Origin of the sequence: Streptomyces sp. NPDC050743, assembly GCF_044456925.1 — a bacterium.
Taxonomy (GTDB): Bacteria; Actinomycetota; Actinomycetes; order Streptomycetales; family Streptomycetaceae; genus Streptomyces.
The window spans coordinates 1-22010 of record NZ_JBITGJ010000048.1 but is presented as its reverse complement, the minus strand read 5'-3'; the positions used below and the strand labels follow the sequence as shown (position 1 = coordinate 22010).

The window sequence follows — 22010 nt, the reverse complement described above, 5'->3', positions numbered from 1 at the left end:
ATGGAAACGCCCCCGCCGCCCACTGAGCGCACCGAGCCCACCGACGCCGACGTCGAGGCCTTCCAGCAGCAACTCGGCCGCCCGCCGCGGGGCCTGCGGGCCATCGCGCACCGCTGCCCGTGCGGTCAGCCGGACGTCGTGGAGACGGCACCCCGGCTGCCCGACGGCACGCCCTTCCCGACGACGTACTACCTGACGTGCCCGCGCGCCGCCTCGGCGATCGGGACACTGGAGGCGGACGGCGTCATGAAGGAGATGACGGAGCGGCTGCGGACCGACCCGGAACTGGCCGCCGCCTACCGGGCCGCGCACGAGGACTACATCCGGCGCCGGGACGAGATCGAGGTCCTGGAGGGCTTCCCCAGCGCGGGCGGCATGCCGGACCGCGTGAAGTGCCTGCACGTGCTGGTCGCGCACTCCCTGGCCGCCGGTCCGGGCGTGAACCCGCTCGGCGACGAGGCGATCGCGATGCTTCCGCAGTGGTGGCGCAAGGGGCCGTGTGTGCAGCCGCTGAGGGCGCCCGACCCGGCCGACGAGCACCCCGGCGAGGAGGGCGCCGTCACCGACCCGACCGAGGTCCGCAGCGGCTTCTTCGCGTACCGGCCGATGGTTCCGGAGGGCTTCTCCCGGGTCGCCGCCGTCGACTGCGGCACGAACTCCATCCGGCTGCTGGTGGCCGACGTCAACCCGGCCACCGGCGAACTGCTGGAGCGGGACCGGCGCATGACGATCGTGCGGCTCGGCCAGGACGTGGACCGCACCGGCCGGCTGGCGCCCGAGGCGCTGGAGCGGACCTTCGCCGCCTGCCGGGAGTACGCCGGGATCATCCGCGAACTCGGCGCCGCCGAGGCGCGGTTCGTCGCCACCTCCGCCTCCCGGGACGCCGAGAACCGGGACGACTTCGTGCGCGGCGTGCTGGACATCCTCGGCGTCGAGCCGGAGGTGATCAGCGGCGACCAGGAGGCCGAGTTCTCCTTCACCGGCGCGACCAAGGAGCTGAAGGGCCGGGACGATCTCACCAAGCCGTACCTGGTGGTGGACATCGGCGGCGGCTCCACCGAGTTCGTCGTCGGCGCGGAGCACGTCCGGGCGGCGCGGTCCGTGGACGTCGGCTGCGTGCGGATGACCGAGCGGCACCTGGTGCACGACGGCAAGGTGAGCGACCCGCCCACCGAGGAGCAGATCGCCGCCATGCGGGCCGACATCGAGGCCGCCTTGGACCTCGCCGAGGAGACGGTCCCGCTGCGCGAGGCGCGCACGCTGGTGGGCCTCGCCGGGTCCGTCACCACCGTCTCGGCCATCGCGCAGGAGCTGCCGGAGTACGACTCCGCGCGCATCCACCACTCCCGCGTCTCCCGCGACCGCGTCCGCGAGATCACCGAGTGGCTGCTGCGCTCCACGCACGCCGAGCGCGCCGCGATCCCCTCCATGCACCCCGGCCGGGTCGACGTCATCGGCGCGGGCGCCCTCGTACTGCTCGCGATCATGGAGCGGATCGGCGCCGAGGAGGTCGTGGTGAGCGAGCACGACATCCTCGACGGCATCGCCTGGTCGGTGGCGTAGCTCTCTTTTGTTACTCGCGGGTAGTCGTCTGCTGAGCAGGTCGGATAACGTTTGAGCGGTGTCGAGGGGCCCTTCGGGGCCCCTTCGCCGCGACCGCTCCGGGAAAGTTCGTGAAGTTCTTCACAAGGAATTCGGCCCGGTGGAGCTACGAAAGGGTGCCGGTTGGCCCTTCCGGGGCCCCAAAGGTCGTTTGAACATGTTCAGATGGAGGGTGTGGGTGGCCGCGGAAAGGGTTGTTCCGGTCGCGTCACGGCGCCCTCACCGCCGCCCCGCCGGCCAGGAGAGGCAGCTCACGCGGCATTGACAACGGTCCCGGCCGAACTGCGGTTCCCGTCGCCGGTCATGATCTGCGTCACGCGGGTCGCGGAGTGTAGCACAGGGCCTGGCAGACCTTGTGAAGGGGCGCACGAGCACCCCCTCGGAGGCGGGGGGATACTCGATGGCATGAGCACCACGGAGCGTCCCAGGATCCTCGTAGTAGGCGGTGGGTACGTAGGCCTGTACGCAGCTCGGCGCATTCTCAAGAAGATGCGCTACGGAGAGGCGACCGTCACGGTCGTCGACCCCCGGTCGTACATGACCTACCAGCCCTTCCTCCCCGAAGCCGCCGCCGGCAACATCTCCCCTCGCCACGTCGTCGTCCCGCTGCGACGCGTGCTGCCGAAGGCGGAGGTCCTCACCGGTCGGGTCACCACCATCGACCAGGACCGCAAGGTCGCCACGATCGCCCCGCTGGTGGGCGAGGCGTACGAGCTGCCCTTCGACTACCTCGTGATCGCGCTCGGCGCGGTCTCCCGCACCTTCCCGATCCCCGGCCTCGCCGAGCAGGGCATCGGCATGAAGGGCATCGAGGAGTCCATCGGCCTGCGCAACCACGTCCTCGAGCAGCTGGACAAGGCCGACTCCACGACCGACGAGGAGATCCGCCGCAAGGCGCTCACCTTCGTCTTCATCGGCGGTGGCTTCGCGGGCGCGGAGACCATCGGCGAGGTCGAGGACCTGGCCCGGGACGCGGCCAAGTACTACAAGAACGTGTCCCGTGAGGACATGCGCTTCATCCTCGTCGACGCCGCCGACAAGATCCTCCCCGAGGTCGGCCCCAAGCTCGGTCAGTACGGCAAGGAGCACCTGGAGAGCCGGGGCGTGGAGATCTACCTCTCCACCTCCATGGACTCCTGCGTCGACGGCCACGTGGTGCTCAAGAACGGCCTCGAGGTCGACGCCAACACGATCGTGTGGACGGCCGGCGTCAAGCCGAACCCGGCCCTCGCCCGCTTCGGCCTGCCCCTCGGCCCGCGCGGCCACGTCGACTGCGAGCCCACGCTCCAGGTCAAGGGCACGGACTACATCTGGGCCGCCGGCGACAACGCGCAGGTCCCGGACCTCGTCGGCCGCAAGGCGGGCAACGAGAACGCCTGGTGCCCGCCGAACGCCCAGCACGCGCTGCGCCAGGCCAAGGTCCTCGGCGACAACGTGGTCTCCGGTATGCGGGGCTTCCCGCAGAAGGAATACGAGCACGCCAACAAGGGTGCGGTCGCCGGTCTCGGCCTGCACAAGGGCGTGGCGATGATCGTCATGGGCAAGATGAAGATCAAGCTCAAGGGCCGCCTCGCCTGGTACATGCACCGTGGCTACCACGGCATGGCGATGCCGACCTGGAACCGCAAGATCCGCGTCTTCGCCGACTGGACGCTCGGCATGTTCCTCAAGCGCGAGGTCGTCTCCCTGGGCGCCATGGAGAACCCGCGCGAGGAGTTCTACGAGGCCGCGAAGCCGGCGCCGGTCGCCGCCGCCAAGACCGAGGAGAAGGCCAAGGCCTCCTGACCCAGGTCTGCTGAACACGCCGAAGGGGCCGCCTGCCATCCGTGGTGCGGGCGGCCCCTTCGGCGTGTCCGCACACCGGTCAGGTGGCCACGGCGGGTCCCGCGACCTGCCGGGGCGCGTGGTCCGGGACCTTGACGCTGTCGAGCACCTGCCGGTAGTCCCGGTCGACGGTGGCCCGCTGGTCGTCGTGACCCACGGTCATGACCACGATCGACTGCCTGCCGTGGTCGACGAGGCGGATGTGCCCCGTCCTGCCGCCGGCACCGACGAGCTTGGCCTCCAGGTAGCGGTCGCCGTCCTTGGTGCCTTCGTGGACGCCGGTGCTGCGCAGTCCGGCGCCGGTGTCGGCGCTGTTGTAGCCGTCCACCGCGGCCTTGAGACCGGTCTTGAGGTCCCACGGCTTGGCCTGAGCGTGGGCGGGCCCGTCGAAGACCGAGAAACCCAGGGCTCCGTAGCGGGTCGGCACCACGTAGTTGCGGCTGTTGACTCCGTGATCGCTGTACCTCTGCACCACAGGTTTTCCGGGGAGCCGGACGGTGATGCCGCTCGGGGAGTCGGTGATCTCCTGCCACTGAGTGGCGGCGAACGCGCTGCCCTGCGACAGCACGCCCGCGGTGACGACCGCCGTCGAGGAGGCGAGCAGGGCGAGACGGTGGAACCTGGAAAGACGAACCATGGAAACGCACATCCGATGAGGAGAAGGGGGAGCCGGGTACGTCATCCATTACGGCCCGGCCCCCGAGCGCACGTCATGCCCCTGCAAGTCGTGACTTGACCGACGGCGGGGCCTCGCGCACACTCCGCACCCCCGGTCGGTCATGCCATCCGCATGGCTCATACAGCTGTTTTGCCCAGTTGTAACTCCTTTGCGGGACTGCGCCGGACGGCCAACGGTGTTTACGTGGTTACCGGCATCCGGGATCTCGTCTTGGAGGTGTGCGCCATGGCCGACGCCGCATCGCGGCTGAGGAGTCTTGCCGAGCAAGGGCTGGGAGCTGCGCTCCCGCTACGGATCCGGGCCTGGGACGGGTCGCAGGCGGGGCCGCCGGGCACCCCGGCGCTCGTCGTGCGCAATCGCCGGGCCCTGCGCCGCATGCTGTTCAAACCGGGCGAGCTGGGCCTCGTCCGCGCCTGGGTCTCCGGGGACCTGGACATCGAGGGCGACCTCTACACCGCGCTCGACGCGCTGGCGGGACTGGTGTGGGAGCGCGGTGAGGACGCCCGCAGCCTCCTGCAGGCCCTGCGCGAGCCCGCCGTACGGGCCGCCGCCCTCGAACTGCTGAAGCTGGCCGGGCCCCCGGTCCCGCCCGCGCCGCCGCGCGAGGAGGTCCGCAGGCCGCGCCGGCATCTGCACACCCGGCGCAGCGACAAGCGGGCGATCAGCCACCACTACGACGTCGGCAACGACTTCTACGAGATCGTCCTCGGGCCGTCCATGGTGTACTCCTGCGCCTACTGGGAGGACGACAGCACCCTGGAGAGCGCCCAGCGGGACAAGCTCGAACTCGTCTGCGCCAAGCTCGGTCTGAGACCCGGTCAGCGGCTGCTGGACGTCGGCTGCGGCTGGGGCTCGATGGCGATCCACGCGGCCCGCGAGCACGGCGTGAGCGTCGTCGGGATCACCCTCTCGCAGGAGCAGGCGGCGTACGCCCGTAAGCGCGTCGCCGACGAGGGGCTGACCGACCGGGTGGAGATCAGGGTCCAGGACTACCGGGACGTGGCGGACGGGCCCTTCGACGCCGTCTCCTCCATCGGCATGGCCGAACACGTCGGCGCCGAGCGGTATCTGGAGTACGCCCGTCGGCTGCACGGCCTGCTCAAGCCCGGCGGGCGGCTGCTCAACCACCAGATCGCCCGCCGCCCGCAGCACGACGAGTCGGCGTACTCCGTGGACGAGTTCATCGACGCCTACGTCTTCCCGGACGGCGAACTCGCACCCCTGGGCACCACGGTCACCCAGCTGGAGCGCGCCGGGTTCGAGGTGCGGGACGTGGAGTCCATCCGCGAGCACTACGCACGCACCCTGCGCCGGTGGGTCGCCAACCTGGAGGGGGAGTGGGGCCGCGCGGTCCGCCTCACCAGCCCCGGCCGGGCCCGCGTCTGGCGGCTGTACATGGCCGCCTCCGCCCTCGCGTTCGAACGCAACCGGATCGGCGTCAACCAGGTCCTGGCGGTCCGCACCCCGGAGTCGGGCGCGTCCGGCCTGCCGCTGCGCACCCGCACCTGGAACACCTGACGGCGCGTACGGCGAAGGGGGGCCTCGCGGCTGCGAGGCCCCCCTCCTTTTCCGTGCCGTACGGCTACTCGGCCTTGATCGCCGCCAGCATGTTCAGCCGGGCCGCGCGCCGGGCCGGCCACAGGGCGGCGAGGACGCCGACCGTGCCCGCCAGCAGCAGGAAGACCGCCATCCGGGCCCAGGGCAGGACCAGTTCGTACGTCGGCATCTTCGTGCCCAGCAGCTGACCGGCCGCCCAGCCGAAGAACACGCCCAGGCCGATGCCGAGCACTCCGCCGAACAGGGAGATCACCAGGGACTCCAGGCGGACCATCCGCTTCACCGCCTTGCGGTCCAGGCCGATCGCGCGGAGCATGCCGATCTCCTGGGCGCGTTCGAAGACGGACATCGCCAGGGTGTTGATGACCCCGAGGACCGCGACGATCACCGCCATGCCGAGCAGGCCGTAGAGCATGTTCAGCATCGTCGTGAAGATCTGCGCGATGCTGTTGGAGATGTCCTGCTTGTCCTGGATCTTGATGGCCGGGTTGGTGCCCAGGGCCTTCGTCAGCCGCGCCTTCGCCGCGTCGGAGGCACCGTCCGCCGTCTTGACCATGACCTGCATGTCGGCCGGGTCCTTCAGGTGCGGGGTGAGGACCTTGTCGTCGAGCATGATCCCGTTGATCATGTCGTTGCCCTCGTAGACGCCGGCGACCGTCAGGGTGCGGGCCTTGCCGTCCTCGAAGTGCGCGGTGAAGTGCGACCCGGGCGTCCAGCCGTACTCCTTGGCCCGGTCCTTGTCCACGACGACGTCCGAGCCGCCCACCTTGAAGGTGCCGTTGTCCACCTTCAGGTCGGTCAGCTTCCCGATGGACGAGCCGTTCACGCCGGTGAGGAACTCGGTCTTGCCGTCGATGCGGGACTCGCCGTTGCGCAGCGGGCTGCTGGCCGTGACGCCGTCGGCGGTGGCGAGCTTGGTCGCCACGTCCGGGGAGAGCGGCGAGCGGTTGGCCATCGAGACGACGTAGTCCGCGCGGATCGCCGAGGAGGCCATCTTGTCGATCGCGGTCTGCAGGCTGCCCGCCATCACCGTCAGACCGGTGATCAGGGTCAGACCGATCATCAGCGCGGAGGCGGTGGCCGCCGTGCGCCGCGGGTTGCGCACCGAGTTCTGGCGGGCGAGCTTGCCCGAGACCCCGAAGGCGCGCAGCACCGGGGCGGCCGCCGCGATCAGCGGGCGGGACAGCAGCGGGGTCAGGATGAACACGCCGATGATGAGCAGGACCGCGCCGATGCCCATCGGGCCCTGGGCGGAGTCGGTGTCCATCGACGTGGCCGCGAGGACCACCGCGACGCCGGCCGCCGCGAACAGGGCGCCGAGCGTGTTGCGCAGCACCAGCGACTTGGTGGTGGCCTTGGCGTGCACGCTGCTCATCGCCGCCACCGGCGGGATCTTCGCGGCCCGGCGGCCGGGCAGCCAGGCGGCCAGCATGGTGATGAGGATGCCGACCGCGAGCGCGGCCACCACGGTGCCGGGGCTGATCACCAGCGGCCCGTCGGGCACGCTCGCGCCGAAGGAGCCCAGCAGCGAGCGCAGGCCCGCGCCGATGCCGACGCCGGCGGCGAGCCCCGCCACACCGGCGACCGCGCCGACCGCGAACGCCTCGAACAGCACCGAACGGGTCACCTGACGGCGGGAGGCGCCGACCGCGCGCAGCAGGGCCAGTTCCCGGGTGCGCTGGGCGACCAGCATGGTGAAGGTGTTGGCGATGATGAACGTGCCGACGAACAGCGCGATGCCGGCGAACACCAGCAGCGCCTGCTTCAGGCCGCTCATCGAGGCGGCGATCTGCTTGGCCTGGTCGTCGGCGAGCTGCTTGGCGGTGGTGGTCTTCACCTGGTGCGCGGGCAGGGCCTTGTCCAGCCGGGCCTTCAATGCGGTCTGGCTGGTGCCGGCCGCGGCCTTGACGTCGATCTCGTCGTACGTGCCCTTCTTGCCGAACAGCCCTTGCGCGGTCGGCGTGTCGAACAGGGCGAGGCTGCCGCCGGCGGAGACGTTGCCGTCGTCGGTGGTGAAGATGCCGGCGAGGGTCGGGGTGAGGACCGGGCCGTTCACGGACAGCCGCACGGTGTCGCCGACCCGGTAGCCGGCCCGCTTCGCGGTCCTGGAGTCGAGCAGCACCTCGCCCGCGCCGTGCGGGGCGTGGCCGCCGACCAGCGGGTACCGGGCGTCCTTGGTGCCCCAGTAGTTGCCGCCGGCGGACTGCCAGTCGCCGCCGGCCAGTTCGCCGTCCTTGCCGGCGACGGCGGTGAAGCCGCTGACGACTCCGGTCGCGGAGGCGGCGCCGGGGACCTCGGCGGCCTTGTCGAGCGTGGCCTGGGTCAGGTCGGACAGCTTGCCGACCTTGTCGCCCTCGGAGTCCTGGTACCTGGGCCGTACGGCGACGTCGACCGGGTCGAAGCCCTTGGCGGAGCTCTTCTGGTAGGCGTCGGAGATGGTGTTGGTGAAGACGAGCGTCCCGGCGACGAAGGCCACGCCGAGCATCACGGCGAGCACGGTCATCAGCAGCCGGGCCTTGTGCGCGAGAACGTTGCGCAGGGCGGTGCGGAACATCAGGAGGTACGGCCCTTCGCGTCGAACTCGGGGGTCTGGGGCCGCGCGGCCGAGCCGCTGGTGTTACCGCCCCCAGGAAGACTGCGCATCAGGTCGAGGACGGAGTCGGCCGTGGGGGCGTGGATCTCGTCGACGATCCGGCCGTCCGCCAGGAAGACCACGCGGTCCGCGTACGCCGCCGCCACCGGGTCGTGCGTCACCATGACCACGGTCTGGCCCAGTTCGCGCACGGAGTTGCGCAGGAAGCCGAGGACCTCGGCGCCGGAGCGCGAGTCGAGGTTTCCGGTCGGCTCGTCACCGAAGATGATGTCGGGCCTGGAGGCCAGGGCGCGGGCGATGGCGACGCGCTGCTGCTGGCCGCCGGAGAGCTGGGAGGGCCGGTGGCCGAGCCGGTCGGACAGGCCGACCATCGCGATGACCCGGTCCAGCCAGGCCTTGTCCGGCTTCCGCCCGGCGATGTCCATCGGCAGGGTGATGTTCTCCAGGGCGGTCAGCGTCGGCAGCAGGTTGAAGGCCTGGAAGATGAAGCCGATCTTGTCCCGGCGGAGCCTGGTGAGCTGCTTGTCCTTCAGGGAGCCCAGCTCGGTCTCGCCGATCCGCACGGACCCGGAGGAGAAGGTGTCGAGGCCGGCCACGCAGTGCATCAGCGTGGACTTGCCCGAGCCCGACGGGCCCATGATCGCGGTGAACTCGGCCTGCCGGAAGTCGACGGAGACCCGGTCCAGGGCGACCACCCGGGTCTCACCCTGCCCGTAGATCTTCGACAGCTCCGTGGCGCGTGCGGCCACGGCGGTGGTCCGGTCGGCGGTGGGTGTGGTGGTCACGGGACGGTGCTCCTGTCGGGACGACGTGTGTTCCATGCAGACCGTTCCATCGTCCCGGCGCCGAGGGCGCGTGTAGTCAGTCGCTGTTCCGGTTCCGGGGGGCGACTGGGGTCGGACGGGAGAGCACCGCGTCATACCTGGGGAGGACGGCGGACCCCGAGAGCGGCACTGGCCGGATCGCCGTCGAACCGCTGTCGAACGATGTCGAGAACGGGTGGAGCACCCTCGTTCGGACGGTGAAATTCCGTCATTCCGCGTACGGGCGTACCCCCCTCACGTCAGGCTGTTGGCAAGTGCGGATGGCTCGTTCCGTGGGCTGATGCACCCTCAGACATCAATAAAATAAGACAACATCGGTCCGCCCCTCGGCTGTTCGGGGGATGCGTCCCGATAGGCTCGAACCTCGAAGCGGAGCCCATGGCCTGCCCGGATGGTGGAATGCAGACACGGCGAGCTTAAACCTCGCTGCCCCTTCGCGGGCGTGCCGGTTCAAGTCCGGCTCCGGGCACCACTTCGTCTGCGACGCGGGGCGGGGGCCACCCTCGGGGGTGGTCCGACAGCGGCCCGCTGGTTGCAGTTCTGGCTGCAATTATTGTCCCAACGGGGTGTCGTCTACCTGGTTCGCGGCGTCCCTCGTGAGCTTGCGCGTCGCATTCGGTAACCGTGGGACTTGAGCGTCCCTGACAGTCCACCGGTCGCAGCACGGCCCAGTCTGTGTGGCTCGACGCGGAGGGGGCTACTGCCGGTGGTACGGCGACGCTCACCCGACCCATCGAAGTATCCGTTCACCAACGTCGCTCCGAGCGTAGGAACCCGCCCGGAACGAGCGCGCAGAACACCTGCACGAGGGCTCCGAGGGACGACCGGCAGAATGGGCGGACCAGCGGGCCGGACCGGAGGCGGAGATGAGTGCAGCGGAGAGTGCCGACGCGCCGGCACGCCGACCCGGCCTCGCCGTACCCCGCCTGGTCGGCCGCGACCGCGACCTTTCGTCGCTCGACCAGGCTCTCGACGAGTGCTCGGGCCTCGTCGTGGTCGCGGGTGAGGCGGGGATCGGGAAGACCCGGCTGCTCCACGAGCTCCTGGGGCGGCGCCGGGAGACGGCGCTGATCGCGGTGTGCCCGCCTTTCCGGGAGCCCTATACGCTCGGCCCGGTCGTCGACGGCGTACGCCGGTTGACCGAGAGTGTCGCCGGCCTGCCGCTCACCGGGCTGGCGGGGGCGCTGCGGCCGGTCTTCCCGGAGTGGGCGGATCAGCTTCCGCCTGCGCCCGCGCCGCTGCCCGACGCCGCATCCGCCCGGCACCGTCTGCTGCGTGCACTCGTCGAGCTCATCGACGCCCTCGGCGTCGGGCTGCTCGTGGTGGAGGACGCCCACTGGGCCGACGAGACCACGCTTGAGCTCCTGCTGTTCCTGCGAGCCCGTCGGGAGCGGGGCCCGCTTCTCGTCCTCACCCACCGGCCCGAGGACGTCCGCCCGGAGTCGCTGCTGCGCCGGCTGGTCGCGCAGGCCGGCGTGAGCCGCGTGGAACCCGGGCCCCTGGACACCGCCGGGACAGCGGACCTGGTGTCCTCGATGCTCGGCGGGGAGCCGGTCTCGGTGGAGTTCGCCGAGTTCCTCCACGGCCACACGGACGGGCTGCCGCTCGCGATCGAGGAGTCCGTCCGTCTGATCTACGACCGCGCGGACCTGGTCTGTGAGAACGGCGCGTGGCTGCGGCGCGACGTCGAGGAGCTCGACGTACCGCCCAGCATCCGTGACGCCGTGCTCGAGCGGACCTCCCGTCTCGGGCCGGCGGCCTGCGCGGTGCTGGCCGCGCTCGCCGTGCTCGAGGGGGAGCGGGCGCCGGCGCTGGTCGCCGAGGTCGCCGGCATACCCGTGCAAGAGGCGGAGAACGGTCTGGTCGAGGCCCTCGCCGGGGGGCTGCTGTACGAGGAGCGCGATGCCCGGGTGGGGTTCCGTCACGTACTGGCCGCGCGCAGTGTGTACCAGGCCCTCGGCGCCATTCAGCGCAGCCGCCTCCACCGCCGCGCCGGGGAAGCCCTCGAGCGGGAGCGGGTACGCGGCGTTGCCGAGCTGGCCCGGCACTTCCGGGAGGCGGGCGACCCGCGTCGCTGGGCGGCGTACGCCGAGCAAGCGGCGGACCACGCGATTTCGTCGGGCGACCCACGTACGGCGTTCGGGCTGCTCCTCGACCTCCTTGCCGGCGGTGCCGTCCGCGGCGCGGCGGTGCCTCGTCTGGTGCGGCGCATGCCGTTGTACGCCGCACCCGGTGACGGGCCGCTGCGCGAGCTCGTCGCCGTGCTGCGAGAGACCGCCGCCGGCGACCTCACGCCCGAGGAGCGGACCGAGACCACCTGGCAGCTGGCCCGGCTGATGTTCCACGTCGGTGATGTGGAGGCCGCCTCGGTCGAGATGGAGCAGGCCGTGCCGGGTCTGGTCCAGGACCGGCCGGTCGCCGCGGTCCACGCGATGATGATGCTCGCCCGCCCGGTCGGTACCGCACGGCCGGCGGCGCATCACCGTGCCTGGCTGGAGCACGCCGGGCGGCTCATCGAGACCCTGCCCGATCCGTCGCCCGAGGAGCGGCTCGCCTTTCTCATGGACCGCGCCGCCACGCTCCTGGTACTCGGCGACCCCGCCGGTTGGGCGGCAGCGCGTGACCTGCCCATCAAGGGGGAGACTCCCGGCGAGGTGCTGCAGCGCGCCCGGGGGTTCGCCAACCTCGGTGAGGCGGCGATGCTGTGGGGTTGCTACGACGACGCCCGGCGCCGGCTCGAAGCGGCCGCCGCCTTGGCCGAGGAGCACCGACACCTGCGCCTGCGCGACCTCGTCGGGGCGACCCTCGCCCACCTCGACTGGCTCACCGGAGACTGGGCGGCCCCAATGCAGTGGGGCCCCTTGGCCCTTGACGCCGACGAACCCGTGTTGCGCGCGGACGCACTGCTGCTGGGCGGCCTGGTCGACGCCGCTCGCGGCGACCGCCGGCGGGCACAGGAGCGGGTCCGCGCCGCGATCGAGGTCGGGCGTCCGCGCGGCCCCGCCGACGGGTCGCGTGACCCGTCCGCCGTACTCGCGCGGCTGGCGATCGCCGCCGGTCGCCCCGGAGAGGCACTGGCCGCCACCGATGCCGCCTGGCGGCTCGTCGAGGCCAAGGGACTCTGGCTCTGGGCCGCCGAGATCGCTCCGCTACGGGTCCGCGCCCTGCTCGAAGCCGGGCGCGTAGGGGAGGCCGTCCGCGCGGCCGAGGCCTTCGCAGCGGGTACACGCGACCTGGATGCGCCGGTGGCTGCGGCAGCCCGCCGGCTGACCGCGGCCCTGCTCGCCCGTGCCGGCGGTGACCTCACCGGCGCCGCCGGGCTCTTCGAGGAGGCGGGCGCCGCCTGGGCCGCCCTTCCGAGACCGTACGACGCCCTGCTGGCCCGTGAGGCGGCGGCCGGCTGTCACCTCGCCGTCGGCGAGCGGGACCGGGCCGTCGGCCTGCTCCTCGAGGTCTTCGGCGACCTCACCGCCCTCGGCGCGACCGAGGACGCGGACCGGGTGCGGCGTACCCTCGCGGACGAGGGGGTCCGGGCCGGAGCGCGGTCGGGCCGGCCCGGCTACGGCGACCAGCTCTCGCCGCGCGAACTCGACGTGGTGCGCCTGCTCGTCGAGGGTCGGACCAGCGCACAGATCGCCCGCGTTCTCGGGCTCTCGCCCCGCACCGTCGAGAAGCACGTCCACTCCGCGATGCGCAAACGGCAAGCGCCCTCGCGCACCGCGCTCGCCGTCGCCGCGGTGGAGTCCGGTGACGTACCGCTGCCGGGGAGCGTGCCGCAGCCGCCGGCTTCGGCGGGGTAGCCACCGTAACCGTACGGGAGTTTCCCGGGTAGTTCTGCGCATTGCCGCCTGATCGCCGCGCCGCGTTCACTGCTGCCTCTGGTACAGAACGGAGCAGCCACGATGACTTCTGGCAACGGCGCCGAACAGTCCGGCGAGGAGCCGGCGCTCGGCCCCATCGACGGTTCCCTCGAGGGTTCCTCCGAGGATTCCGTCGACGGTCAGGACACCACCGTCGATCCGGCCCCGACGGCGAGCGCGGACCGGCCGCGCAAGTACCGACGGAAGGCGGGCGTGGAGTACCGACCGGTCTGACCAGCACCCCACTGGAGTCGGCCCGGCCGACGCACACTCCCGAGAAGAGCGATGCACAGACCAATACGCATATGGGCCGCTGGGATGGCGGTCGCTTGCGCGGTGGCGTCCGGCCTGATGGCCGTCGCCCCGGCGCAAGCGGCGCCCACCCTGGCCAGCGGCACCCCGCAGAGCACAGCGACCTACACGCCCACCGGATGCGCCGTCCCCCTACCTGCCTCCGAGCAGAAGGGTGACGCGCCCTACGCCACCTGCGACCTCATGGGCGTGACCAACACTCACGGCGCCTTGGCCGCGGGCTCGTCCACCCCGCCCGCCACCGCCCTCACCCCGAACGACGTGAGAGCGGCCTATGACCTGCCGACGGGCGGCTCGGGCGAGACGGTCGCCATCGTCGACGCCGGCGGCTACGCGACCGCCGAGGCAGACCTGGCCGTCTACCGCAGCACCTACGGCCTTCCCGCGTGCACGACGGCGAACGGCTGCTTCACCAAGCTCGACCAGAACGGCGGCCACAACCTCCCGCCCGAGGACGCCGACTGGTCCATGGAGACCGCGCTCGACCTCGACGCAGTCTCAGCCGCCTGCCCGGAGTGCCACATCCTGCTCGTCGAGGCCGACTCCGCCGGCGTCGACGACCTCGGCCAGGCCGAGAACACCGCCGCCGCCCACCACCCGGTGGCCATCTCCAACTCCTACGGCATCCCCGGCGAGGGGGGGAGCTTCGCGACGGCGTATGACCACGACTACGACCACCCCGGTATCGCGGTCACCGCATCCAGCGGCGACTACGGCAACATCGTCAACTGGCCGGCGTCGAACGGGAACGTCGTCGCCGTCGGCGGGACGACGCTGACCCGCGACGGCACCACCGCCCGCGGCTGGACCGAGGCGGCCTGGGCCAGGGGCGGCTCGGGCTGCTCGAGCGTCGAGCCGAAGCCGGCGTACCAGCAGGGCATCGACACCGGCTGCGACAAGCGTGCCATCGCCGACATATCCGCGGACGCCGACCCGGCCACCGGCCTCGGCATCTACAACTCGAATCCCGCGGTCGGCGGCTGGCTCCAGGTCGGCGGCACTTCGCTCTCCTCGCCGCTCGTCGCCGCGATGTACGCCCTCGCGGGCACCCCGACGCCCGGCACCTACCCGGTGACCTACCCGTACGCCGACACGAACGCCGGTGACCTCACCGACGTCACCGCCGGCTCCGACGGCTACTGCGGCAGCCAGCTCTGCAACGCCCGCACGGGCTGGGACGGCCCGACGGGGCTCGGCTCGCCCCTCGGTGTCGGCGCGTTCCGCCAGGGCCCGCACGGTCTGATCACTGGAACCGTGCGCGGCACCGGCTCGGGAGCGGCCAACGGGCCGGTCCCGGGCGCTTCCGTCACCGTCACGAACGCCAGCGGCCGCAGCTACACCGCCACGACCGACGCGTCGGGCGGCTACACACTCGCCCCCGCGCCGGGCGACTACACCCTGACCGTCGCGCAGTTCGGCTACGCGACGGCCACCACCACGCTGAAGGTCACCGAGGGGCTCACGGCGAAGAAGTCCTTCACGCTGCGCGCTCTGCCCACCCACGCCGTCTCCGGCATCGTCACCGACGCCTCGGGCCACGGCTGGCCACTCGCCGCGACGATCACCGTCGACGGCTACCCCGGCGGCGCGGTTCACACCGACCCGGTCACCGGCCGGTACGCGGTCCGGCTGCCGGACGACGGCAACTACAAGCTGCACGTCTCGGCGACCCTGCCGGGCTACAAGACGGCGGACGACACCGTCGCCGTCGGCACCGGCGACATACGTCACCACGTGTCGCTGCCCGTGGACGCGAGCGCCTGCACCGCGCTCGGCTACCGTTTCGGGTACGACGGCACCACGACCGACTTCGAGGGCTGGGCCGGCGCCACGCCGCAGCATGGCTGGACGGTCACCGACGACAGCGGCTCCGGGATCACCTGGCGCTTCGACGACCCGGGTCACTACGGCAACGACACTGGCGGCACCGGCCAGTTCGCCGAGGTCGACTCCCGCGACGGCGGCATCGACACCGAGGAGACGACCAGCCTGGTCTCGCCGGCGCTCGACCTGAGCGGCGATGCCACGCCGATCGTCTCCTTCGACAACTCCTTCATGTCACCCCGCTACAACTCCAACGCCTACGTCGAGGTCAGCGTCGACGGCGGCCAGACCTGGACCTCGGTCTGGCACATGGCCCGCACGATCGCCTACGGTCCCGAGGTCGTCGCGCTCCCTCAGGCCGCCGGCAAGAGCGACGTGCGGGTCCGGTTCCGGTACGACGCGGTCCACTCGTGGTTCTGGAAGGTCGACAACGTCTTCATCGGCAACCGTTCCTGCGATGCCGCCGCCGGCGGGCTCGTGGCCGGCGCCGTCGATGACGCCAACACCGGCAAGGCACTTTCCGGAGCCACTGTCAGCGTGGCCGGCACCCCGACGGCCACGACGACCGACGGCGCCTACGAGCTGTTCGCGCCCGCTTCGGCCGCCGACAGCTCCGGCGGCACCACGCTGGGGGTCATCGACGGCGCGTACACGGGCTCGACCGCAAAGGTCCCCGTCGCCCGCGATCAGGTCACCCGCAAGGACTGGCGCCTGGGCGCCGGCCGGATCAGCGTCTCCGGCGGCTCGCTGCGGGTCACCCAGCCGCTGGGCCGGTCGACGACCCGGACCGTGACGCTCCGCAACACCGGCACGGCACCCGTCCACGTCGTCCTCAACCCGCAGGACGGCTCGTACACGCCGGACTCGCACCCGGCGGCGGCCAAGCCCGGCACCGGCGCACCGGTCCGGCACGTCGGTGGCGACTTCACCCGTGGGTCGCTGCTCGCCGGTAAGACGCTCGGAGCCGGGGTACCGTCGGGCTCGACCGACGCGACCACCGTGGCGGGCGCCACCGCGTGGACGACTGCCGATGCCCTGCCGACACCGGTCATGGACAGCGGCACGGTGACGCTCGACGGGAAGGTCTACGCCTTCGGCGGGACCGACGGAGCGAACCTGCTGTTCAAGGCCTATGTCCACGACCCGGCCACCGGCGGCTGGCAGCGGCTGGCGAACATGCCGGAGAAGCTGGAGAAGCCCGGCGTGGAAGCGGTCGACGGCGAGATCTACGTCGTCGGCGGCTGGGACAGCAACCGCAACGCCTCGACCGCGGCGTACCGCTACGACCCGAAGCACGACTCGTGGTCCTCGGTGGCGTCGCTCCCCACGGGCGTCGTCGCCGGCGGCACGGCGGTCCTCGGCGGCCGGCTCTACGTGGTCGCCGGCTGCGGCGGCAACTGCTTCCCGGCCTCGCAGGCGACTTACGTCTACGATCCCCAGGCCAACACCTGGAGCCAGGTGGCGAACTACCCGATCACCGACTCGTGGTTCTCCTGCGCCGGCATCGACGGCCAGGTCGTGTGCGCCGGCGGGACCGATCCGGTCAGCGGCAAGGAGACGACGGCGACGTACGCCTTCGATCCGGTCACCGGCGCGTGGAGTGCGCGGGCCGACCTGCCGTACCCGAACTGGGCGATGGCCTCCGCCTCTTCCGGCGGGCGGCTGCAGGTGGTCAGCGGCGTCACCGGCGGGCAGCTGACCAACCAGGCCGAGGAGTACGACCCGGTCACCGACTCCTGGTCCGCTCTGCCTGCGGCCAACACGCTGGTTTACCGCGGCAGCGGCGCCTGCGGTCTGTACGTCGTCGGCGGCGCGAACGCGGGCAGCGTTCCGGTCACCGGCGTCGAGCAGCTGCCGGGGTACGGCGACTGCGGCAGCTCGGGCGCCGCGACCTGGCTGTCGGCTCCGCACACCGTCACCGTCGCCCCAGGCGCCGTGGTGAAGGTACGAGTCACCCTGAACGCGGGCGAGGTCGGCCAGGCCGGCACCTACACGAGCGGGCTGACCGTCGACACCGACTCGCCGTACGCCGTCCCGGCGCTCGGCGCCACGATGCAGGTGACCCGCACGCACTGACCGCGGGCAGCTGACCGGCCCACAGCCGACCGAAGGGGCACGACCTGACGGGGCTCCCAGGAACCCGAACCCGGGAGCCCCGTCGCGACATCAATACCGCGCCCGTAGGCGGGTTTCCCGCGGGCGCGGGGAGCAGCGCAGGTTGCGTCCTGAGAAGTCGTGTACCGGCTCCCACCCTCGTACTGGAGACTCTCTTTGGCTACAGAGGAACTGATCACGACACACAGGCGGGCGACGAGCGTTAAGGTCCAACGGAGCCGCGCGCGTAGGGCAGCTAGATATGACCAGAACAGTCACGCACGGTGCGGGCCACTGTGAGTAGGCCCGCATTGTGCTCCTTGCCGGCCTCACTTTCCCCACAGGGCGTTGCCGACGTGGACAGGCCAGGCCGATCAAACCCATCAAGAGCCCGTGACCTGCTGTGATGCGAGAGAGGGTGCGTCCCACACTCGGCGTGTGCGGTGGCTGTCATCAGCATTGGATGGCAGGCAGCTACCGGCAGGTTGGACTCTGGAGGAGATCCGCAACGTCTCCGGCAACCGGGAGGCCACACTTGCCGGCACCGAACGGGTCGTGATGGACCGGCCGGCACAAGACGAGCGGATCCACCTCGAGATCGTCTTGGGATTCCACGAACTCTGTCTGGTGAAAGCCGTCAACGACGATGACTGGTGCATGGGCAGCCTGAACGACGAGGGCAGCGTCACCTGCTGGAGCGCCTACCGCGACCCGTACGAGGCACTTCGCAGCCTGTACGCGACAACACCAGTACCGGCGGACGGCAACACGCGTCTCAGTTTCCGTCTCATTCAGCGCCGTTCACGGTCGTCAGACGAGATCCGAAGCCGTCCCAGCGCTGACGCCCAGCCGCCTATGAACCCGGGTGAACGCCCCCGCACACAACCCATCGCCCCACCGACACAGTTGCAGGTAGTGCTCGGCCGTTCATCACCCCTCCAGGCTCTGGACGGCCACCGTGTCCTTCGGGTCCGGCGCGTGCTCGGAGCCGTGGCAGGCGGCCTGGGTGGCCACTCCCAGGAGCAGAAGGGCCACCACGGCCGTCTTGCGGATCACGATCAGGAGTGGTTCCGGCCCCGGGGCACGATCCGCATCACAGCGGTTCCCAGCGCCACCAGGGCGAAGGCCGCCAGGCCCAGCCACACGCTGGTCATCAGTCCGATACCGGTAGAGGCCAACGCCCCACCGCCCACAGTCGTTGCAGGGTTGTTGTACATGGGTCCCTCCCAAATGATGTCTGACAGTTTCTGAAGCGACCTGCTACCAGGCGCGCTCACGGCGGAACACGGAGTCCAGGTACGCCTTGGCGTGGCAGGCCTGGAGCAGGAAGTCGAAGAGCAGCTCGTACATGGACGCGGCGAGCAGCATCCGCTTCCAGCCGCGCTCCCGTACGGTCACAACCCGCTCGATCACGAAGACGAGCGAGATCCAGAGCCAGAACTCGTGCACGTGGAACGAGTGCGAGGCCAGGGAGTAGGCGATGGTCGCCAGGTACACAACGGTCACGAGGACGCCGGACATGCTCAGGAGCTGGCGGCCCCAGTAGCGCCAGGTGATGCGCGTCAGGCCGTACTGGACGCAGTTCTCCACCGCTCCCCGCTTCCAGCGCAGTCGCTGGTCCCACAGGGCCTTCCAGGTCAGCATGACCTCGGTGGTGAGCGTGCAGCCCTCCGGCGAGAGCACCTTATAGCCCAGGTGCAGCACCGCGAAGGTCAGCTCGTTGTCCTCGGTCAGCACCGAGGTGTCGTAGATGCCGCCGAGCCCGTCCCCGGCCGGGAGACGGCCCTCCAGGCGGGCCTGGGAGATCTGCCGCAGCACCTGCACCCGGAACATGGCCGCCGTGCCGGTGAGCACCAGGCACTTGCCGCCCAGGCGCTTCACGTCCCGGGAGTAGCGGGCGTACTCGTTGCGCTGGAGGTGGCCCACGAAGCCCCCGCCGGGTCCTCCCCGGAAGGTGCCGCTCACTCCCCCGTAGCCCTTCGCGAGATGCTCCACCCCACAGGCCACGAAGCCGGGGTCCAGGGCGCTGTCCGCGTCCGTCACGAGAACCACGTCGTCGTCGTGCAGATCGGGCAGCAGGCCGGCCAGGGCCTGGTTCAGCCCTCCGGCTTTCTTGTGCCGGTTGCCCCGGGTCTCGAAGACCTCGGCCCCCAGGGAGTCCGCGATGGCCACGGTGGTGTCGGTGCAGTTGTCCGCGACCACGATGACCCGCTTCGGGGGCACGGTCTGCCCGTACAGCCCCTGGAGGGAGTCCGCGATGGCGTCGGCCTCGTTGTGGGCCGGGATCAGGGCGATCACGTTGCGGATCTTGGCCGGCCTCAGGCCCGATCTTCGATGCTTCCCCATGGGTGCTTCCTGTGGAGTCGTTCTGAGATGGGATGGGCGGGGGGCTCGGAAAGGAGTCCGGTGGCCGGTTCCGGGGTCACGGCGGAAGTCGTCTCCTCAGGCACAGGGCTGTGTTGGCCGACGGTGAGAGTGATTCGCCCCTGTTCAAGGGCGTGGGCAGCGCGGCATGGTGGGCGATGCCGAGTGGCTGAGTGCAGCGCGTCAGAGCGACGTACAGGGCGCCCCGTTCACCACGGTGGACAGGCCGGTGGCCGCAAGTCCGTACATGATGTCCCCCTCTTGCTTCATTGCGGACGGCGAAGATCACGGTCGTACCAGACGGTCGACCAGATCGCCCCACCCTCATTTACCACACAGGCTTCACGTGATCTACACATGACGCCCGACAAATCGTACTGTAACGCGCAGTTTCCATGAGAGGCCGCACTGTGACTTGGATCCGGAGAGGTCGAGCCGCCTACCGCAAAGCGGGACACACCTGCATGGCTGTCCCACTTCAACCATTTTTTGAGTGACAGAGATCACGGCGAGTAGCCGCAGCGGCAGGCCCGGCATGCCAACCGTGCTGTAGGCACGAAAAGTTGACGGATACCTGGGTCAAGCTCCTTCCTGACATCCACATCTGACATCAATGACGGCAGACGGCAGCAGCTACGAACGGCTCGGGACACCCTCTTGTCCCCAGGCGTCCGAGGCGCGCGAGGTGCCATTGATTGAACTCCTAATGCGGTGCTCACGCACGAGCACCCTCCCGGGCCGCCCTCGGGCCGCGGAAGGGCGCTCCGCGGTAACCAACGCCGTCAGGTGCCGACAGCTCGGCAGCAGGTCAGGGCGTTGATCGATTCGGCGGCCGCAGGTGACAGCCGCCTGTGATCAGTTGTGGCTGTTCTGGGGAAGTGACACTGATGCACCCGTCTTGGCCGGATCGCTCCCTTGTGCGCCCTTCGTGTACCTGCCACACAGGTGAAAGGTGGGGTGATTGGACGGAGGGGGATGCTGCATGTCCGTGTGGGGTGGGGATCCGGTAGAGCCGTCGGCTTGGTCGATCGAGCGGTTCGGGCAGCAGGCCAGCGAGGTTGCTGCGGCCGTTCCGGTTCAACTGGCTCGGGCGCACGCGAAGGCTCACGCTACGCACCTCACAGCCGGACTGAAGAAGCGAAGCCCCTACGGTGTCACCCTCGCTGAGGCAGTGCGCGAGAACCTGGCGGACATGGCGCGGGAGCTTGGCGAGTCTGTGCGCGACGTGCGCGGATACGAGTACGCGTTGATCAACGAGCACGCCCTCTTTCCCTACAGGTACGCGGACAGGCCGAGGTCCCTTGATCGTGCTCGGTTGCCCTCCAACGCTTCCCCTACGCGCCGTCGGCTGTTCTGGGCACATGGCCCGCAGTCGCCAGAGGGGCTGTTCGAGCTCGACGACGACCTGACGACGGAGGAGTACCTAGAGCTGCACGAGGCGTTCGAGGAGCTGGGGGCCTCGACGAAGCTCGTCTGCGTGTTCTTCACAGCCGACGTAGAGAGCGGCATCCATGTCATCCATTGGGGAGAAGCCCATCTCGAACCCGACCGTACCTTCACGTGGCCGTACAGCGAGCAGCTCCCGATTGCTCCCATTCCGCTTGAGTGATGGTGGGGACGTTGCTGTGAGTACGCGTGCTCAGGCAGGGGTAGGTCCTCAAATCGCGCGCCGAGCAGAGGGCCAGACAGGGACACCATCGAGTGCCACGGGCACGAAGGAGGAGGTACGGGTTGAACTCACCGCGCGGGAGGTCGTCTTTAAGTTCTCAGGCCGCCAAACTGGCTGAGGAGGCGATCGTTCGTATCCTTGCCAAGGCGCCGGCCGGACAGCGGCGTCTCGCTGACGGACGCGATACGAAGTCCACGCTGGTCGGCATGGTTCGGGAGTGGTACGAGATCAATGGCGGTATGTTCGAGATTCGAGCCGTCGGAAGCAAGTGGATTCAACTGTCCGAGGACTCTATGGCGATGGGCGGCTCCCGACCGATGGGCCTCAGCACCGATCTGTGCACGATCAACGATCATGCAGCAGCACGGACCTTTGCATCCGGTTACCGAGGCCTGGTCAGGCAGAGCCGGGGTGTGCACGGGATCTGCAGATACCAGTCCAGACATGCCTCGGCCCCGGTGAGTTCGCGGTCCGGGACGGCGAGCGCGATCGGTATGACGTCCTCTCGAATGGCTGTTGTGCACCAGTAAGTGACGGGTGGGCACTGCCGGATGTACCACCCAGACGACAGCGGCACAGGTCATGTCCCCTGTGGTGGTGTAGCGAGGTCGATCTGATCTTTGTAGATCGTGTCCATGCTTCCCTCGGGTAGATAGCGGCGGGGGAAGGCGATCCACTCGTCGTGCATCTCGACGAGGACGGCGGTGGTGAGCCGCTCGAGGGCGTCGGGGTTGGGGAAGATCTGGACGACGTCGGTCCGGCGCTTGATCTCCCGGTTGATCCGCTCCAGCGGATTGGTTGACTGGAT

13 protein-coding genes, 1 tRNA gene and 1 pseudogene are annotated in these 22010 nt (G+C 70.3%); 9 read left to right on the top strand and 6 right to left on the bottom strand.

Annotated elements, in window-relative coordinates; all coding sequences use genetic code 11:
• From ACIBJF_RS33350 to ACIBJF_RS33340, 3 genes and pseudogenes are all read left to right on the top strand, one after another.
• Positions 1-402 (top strand): annotated as a pseudogene (locus ACIBJF_RS33350) (DUF501 domain-containing protein); the annotation flags it as partial.
• A gap of 204 nt (positions 403-606) precedes the next feature.
• Complete coding sequence (locus tag ACIBJF_RS33345; protein WP_399179415.1) at positions 607-1563, top strand: exopolyphosphatase; 957 nt, start codon at positions 607-609, stop codon at positions 1561-1563.
• Positions 1564-2007: 444 nt separating this feature from the next.
• Positions 2008-3387, top strand: coding sequence for an NAD(P)/FAD-dependent oxidoreductase (locus ACIBJF_RS33340; RefSeq protein WP_399179357.1), 1380 nt, complete (start codon positions 2008-2010; stop codon positions 3385-3387).
• Positions 3388-3466: 79 nt separating this feature from the next.
• On the opposite strand, the gene ACIBJF_RS33335 is transcribed toward ACIBJF_RS33340, so the two are convergent.
• Positions 3467-4063 (bottom strand): hypothetical protein, encoded by a 597-nt coding sequence (locus tag ACIBJF_RS33335; RefSeq protein ID WP_399179355.1) that lies wholly within the window; start codon positions 4061-4063, stop codon positions 3467-3469.
• A 267-nt stretch (positions 4064-4330) separates the two neighbouring features.
• Between ACIBJF_RS33335 and ACIBJF_RS33330 the strand changes: the two genes are divergently transcribed.
• Entirely contained in the window at positions 4331-5623 is a 1293-nt protein-coding gene (locus tag ACIBJF_RS33330; protein WP_399179353.1) for a class I SAM-dependent methyltransferase, read from the top strand.
• Between the two features lie 64 nt (positions 5624-5687).
• Here ACIBJF_RS33330 and ACIBJF_RS33325 read toward each other — a convergent pair whose 3' ends face one another.
• Positions 5688-8216 (bottom strand): ABC transporter permease, encoded by a 2529-nt coding sequence (locus ACIBJF_RS33325; protein ID WP_399179351.1) that lies wholly within the window; start codon positions 8214-8216, stop codon positions 5688-5690.
• Positions 8216-9040, bottom strand: coding sequence for an ABC transporter ATP-binding protein (locus tag ACIBJF_RS33320; RefSeq protein ID WP_399179349.1), 825 nt, complete (start codon positions 9038-9040; stop codon positions 8216-8218). Before ACIBJF_RS33320 ends, ACIBJF_RS33325 begins: the two co-directional genes overlap by 1 nt.
• A gap of 424 nt (positions 9041-9464) precedes the next feature.
• On the opposite strand from ACIBJF_RS33320, the gene ACIBJF_RS33315 reads away from it, so the two are divergent.
• The 4 genes from ACIBJF_RS33315 (at position 9465) to ACIBJF_RS33300 (ending at position 17151) form a co-directional block, all read left to right on the top strand.
• A tRNA-Leu gene (locus ACIBJF_RS33315) sits at positions 9465-9551 on the top strand.
• 394 nt (positions 9552-9945) lie between these two features.
• On the top strand, positions 9946-12879 hold the full coding sequence (locus ACIBJF_RS33310; RefSeq protein ID WP_399179347.1) for an ATP-binding protein: 2934 nt from the start codon (positions 9946-9948) through the stop codon (positions 12877-12879).
• Between the two features lie 102 nt (positions 12880-12981).
• Entirely contained in the window at positions 12982-13173 is a 192-nt protein-coding gene (locus tag ACIBJF_RS33305; RefSeq protein WP_399179345.1) for a hypothetical protein, read from the top strand.
• Between the two features lie 102 nt (positions 13174-13275).
• Complete coding sequence (locus tag ACIBJF_RS33300) at positions 13276-17151, top strand: kelch repeat-containing protein (RefSeq protein ID WP_399179343.1); 3876 nt, start codon at positions 13276-13278, stop codon at positions 17149-17151.
• A gap of 948 nt (positions 17152-18099) precedes the next feature.
• On the opposite strand, the gene ACIBJF_RS33295 is transcribed toward ACIBJF_RS33300, so the two are convergent.
• Both ACIBJF_RS33295 and ACIBJF_RS33290 read right to left on the bottom strand, forming a co-directional pair.
• On the bottom strand, positions 18100-18225 hold the full coding sequence (locus tag ACIBJF_RS33295) for a hypothetical protein (RefSeq protein ID WP_399179341.1): 126 nt from the start codon (positions 18223-18225) through the stop codon (positions 18100-18102).
• Between the two features lie 204 nt (positions 18226-18429).
• Positions 18430-19515, bottom strand: a complete 1086-nt coding sequence (locus tag ACIBJF_RS33290; RefSeq protein WP_399179340.1) for a glycosyltransferase family 2 protein — start codon at positions 19513-19515, stop codon at positions 18430-18432.
• Positions 19516-20515: 1000 nt separating this feature from the next.
• Between ACIBJF_RS33290 and ACIBJF_RS33285 the strand changes: the two genes are divergently transcribed.
• Complete coding sequence (locus tag ACIBJF_RS33285) at positions 20516-21142, top strand: hypothetical protein (protein WP_399179338.1); 627 nt, start codon at positions 20516-20518, stop codon at positions 21140-21142.
• Between the two features lie 640 nt (positions 21143-21782).
• On the opposite strand, the gene ACIBJF_RS33280 is transcribed toward ACIBJF_RS33285, so the two are convergent.
• Positions 21783-22010, bottom strand: a 228-nt coding sequence (locus tag ACIBJF_RS33280) for a transposase (RefSeq protein WP_399179336.1), incomplete at its 5' end; no start/stop codon positions are given.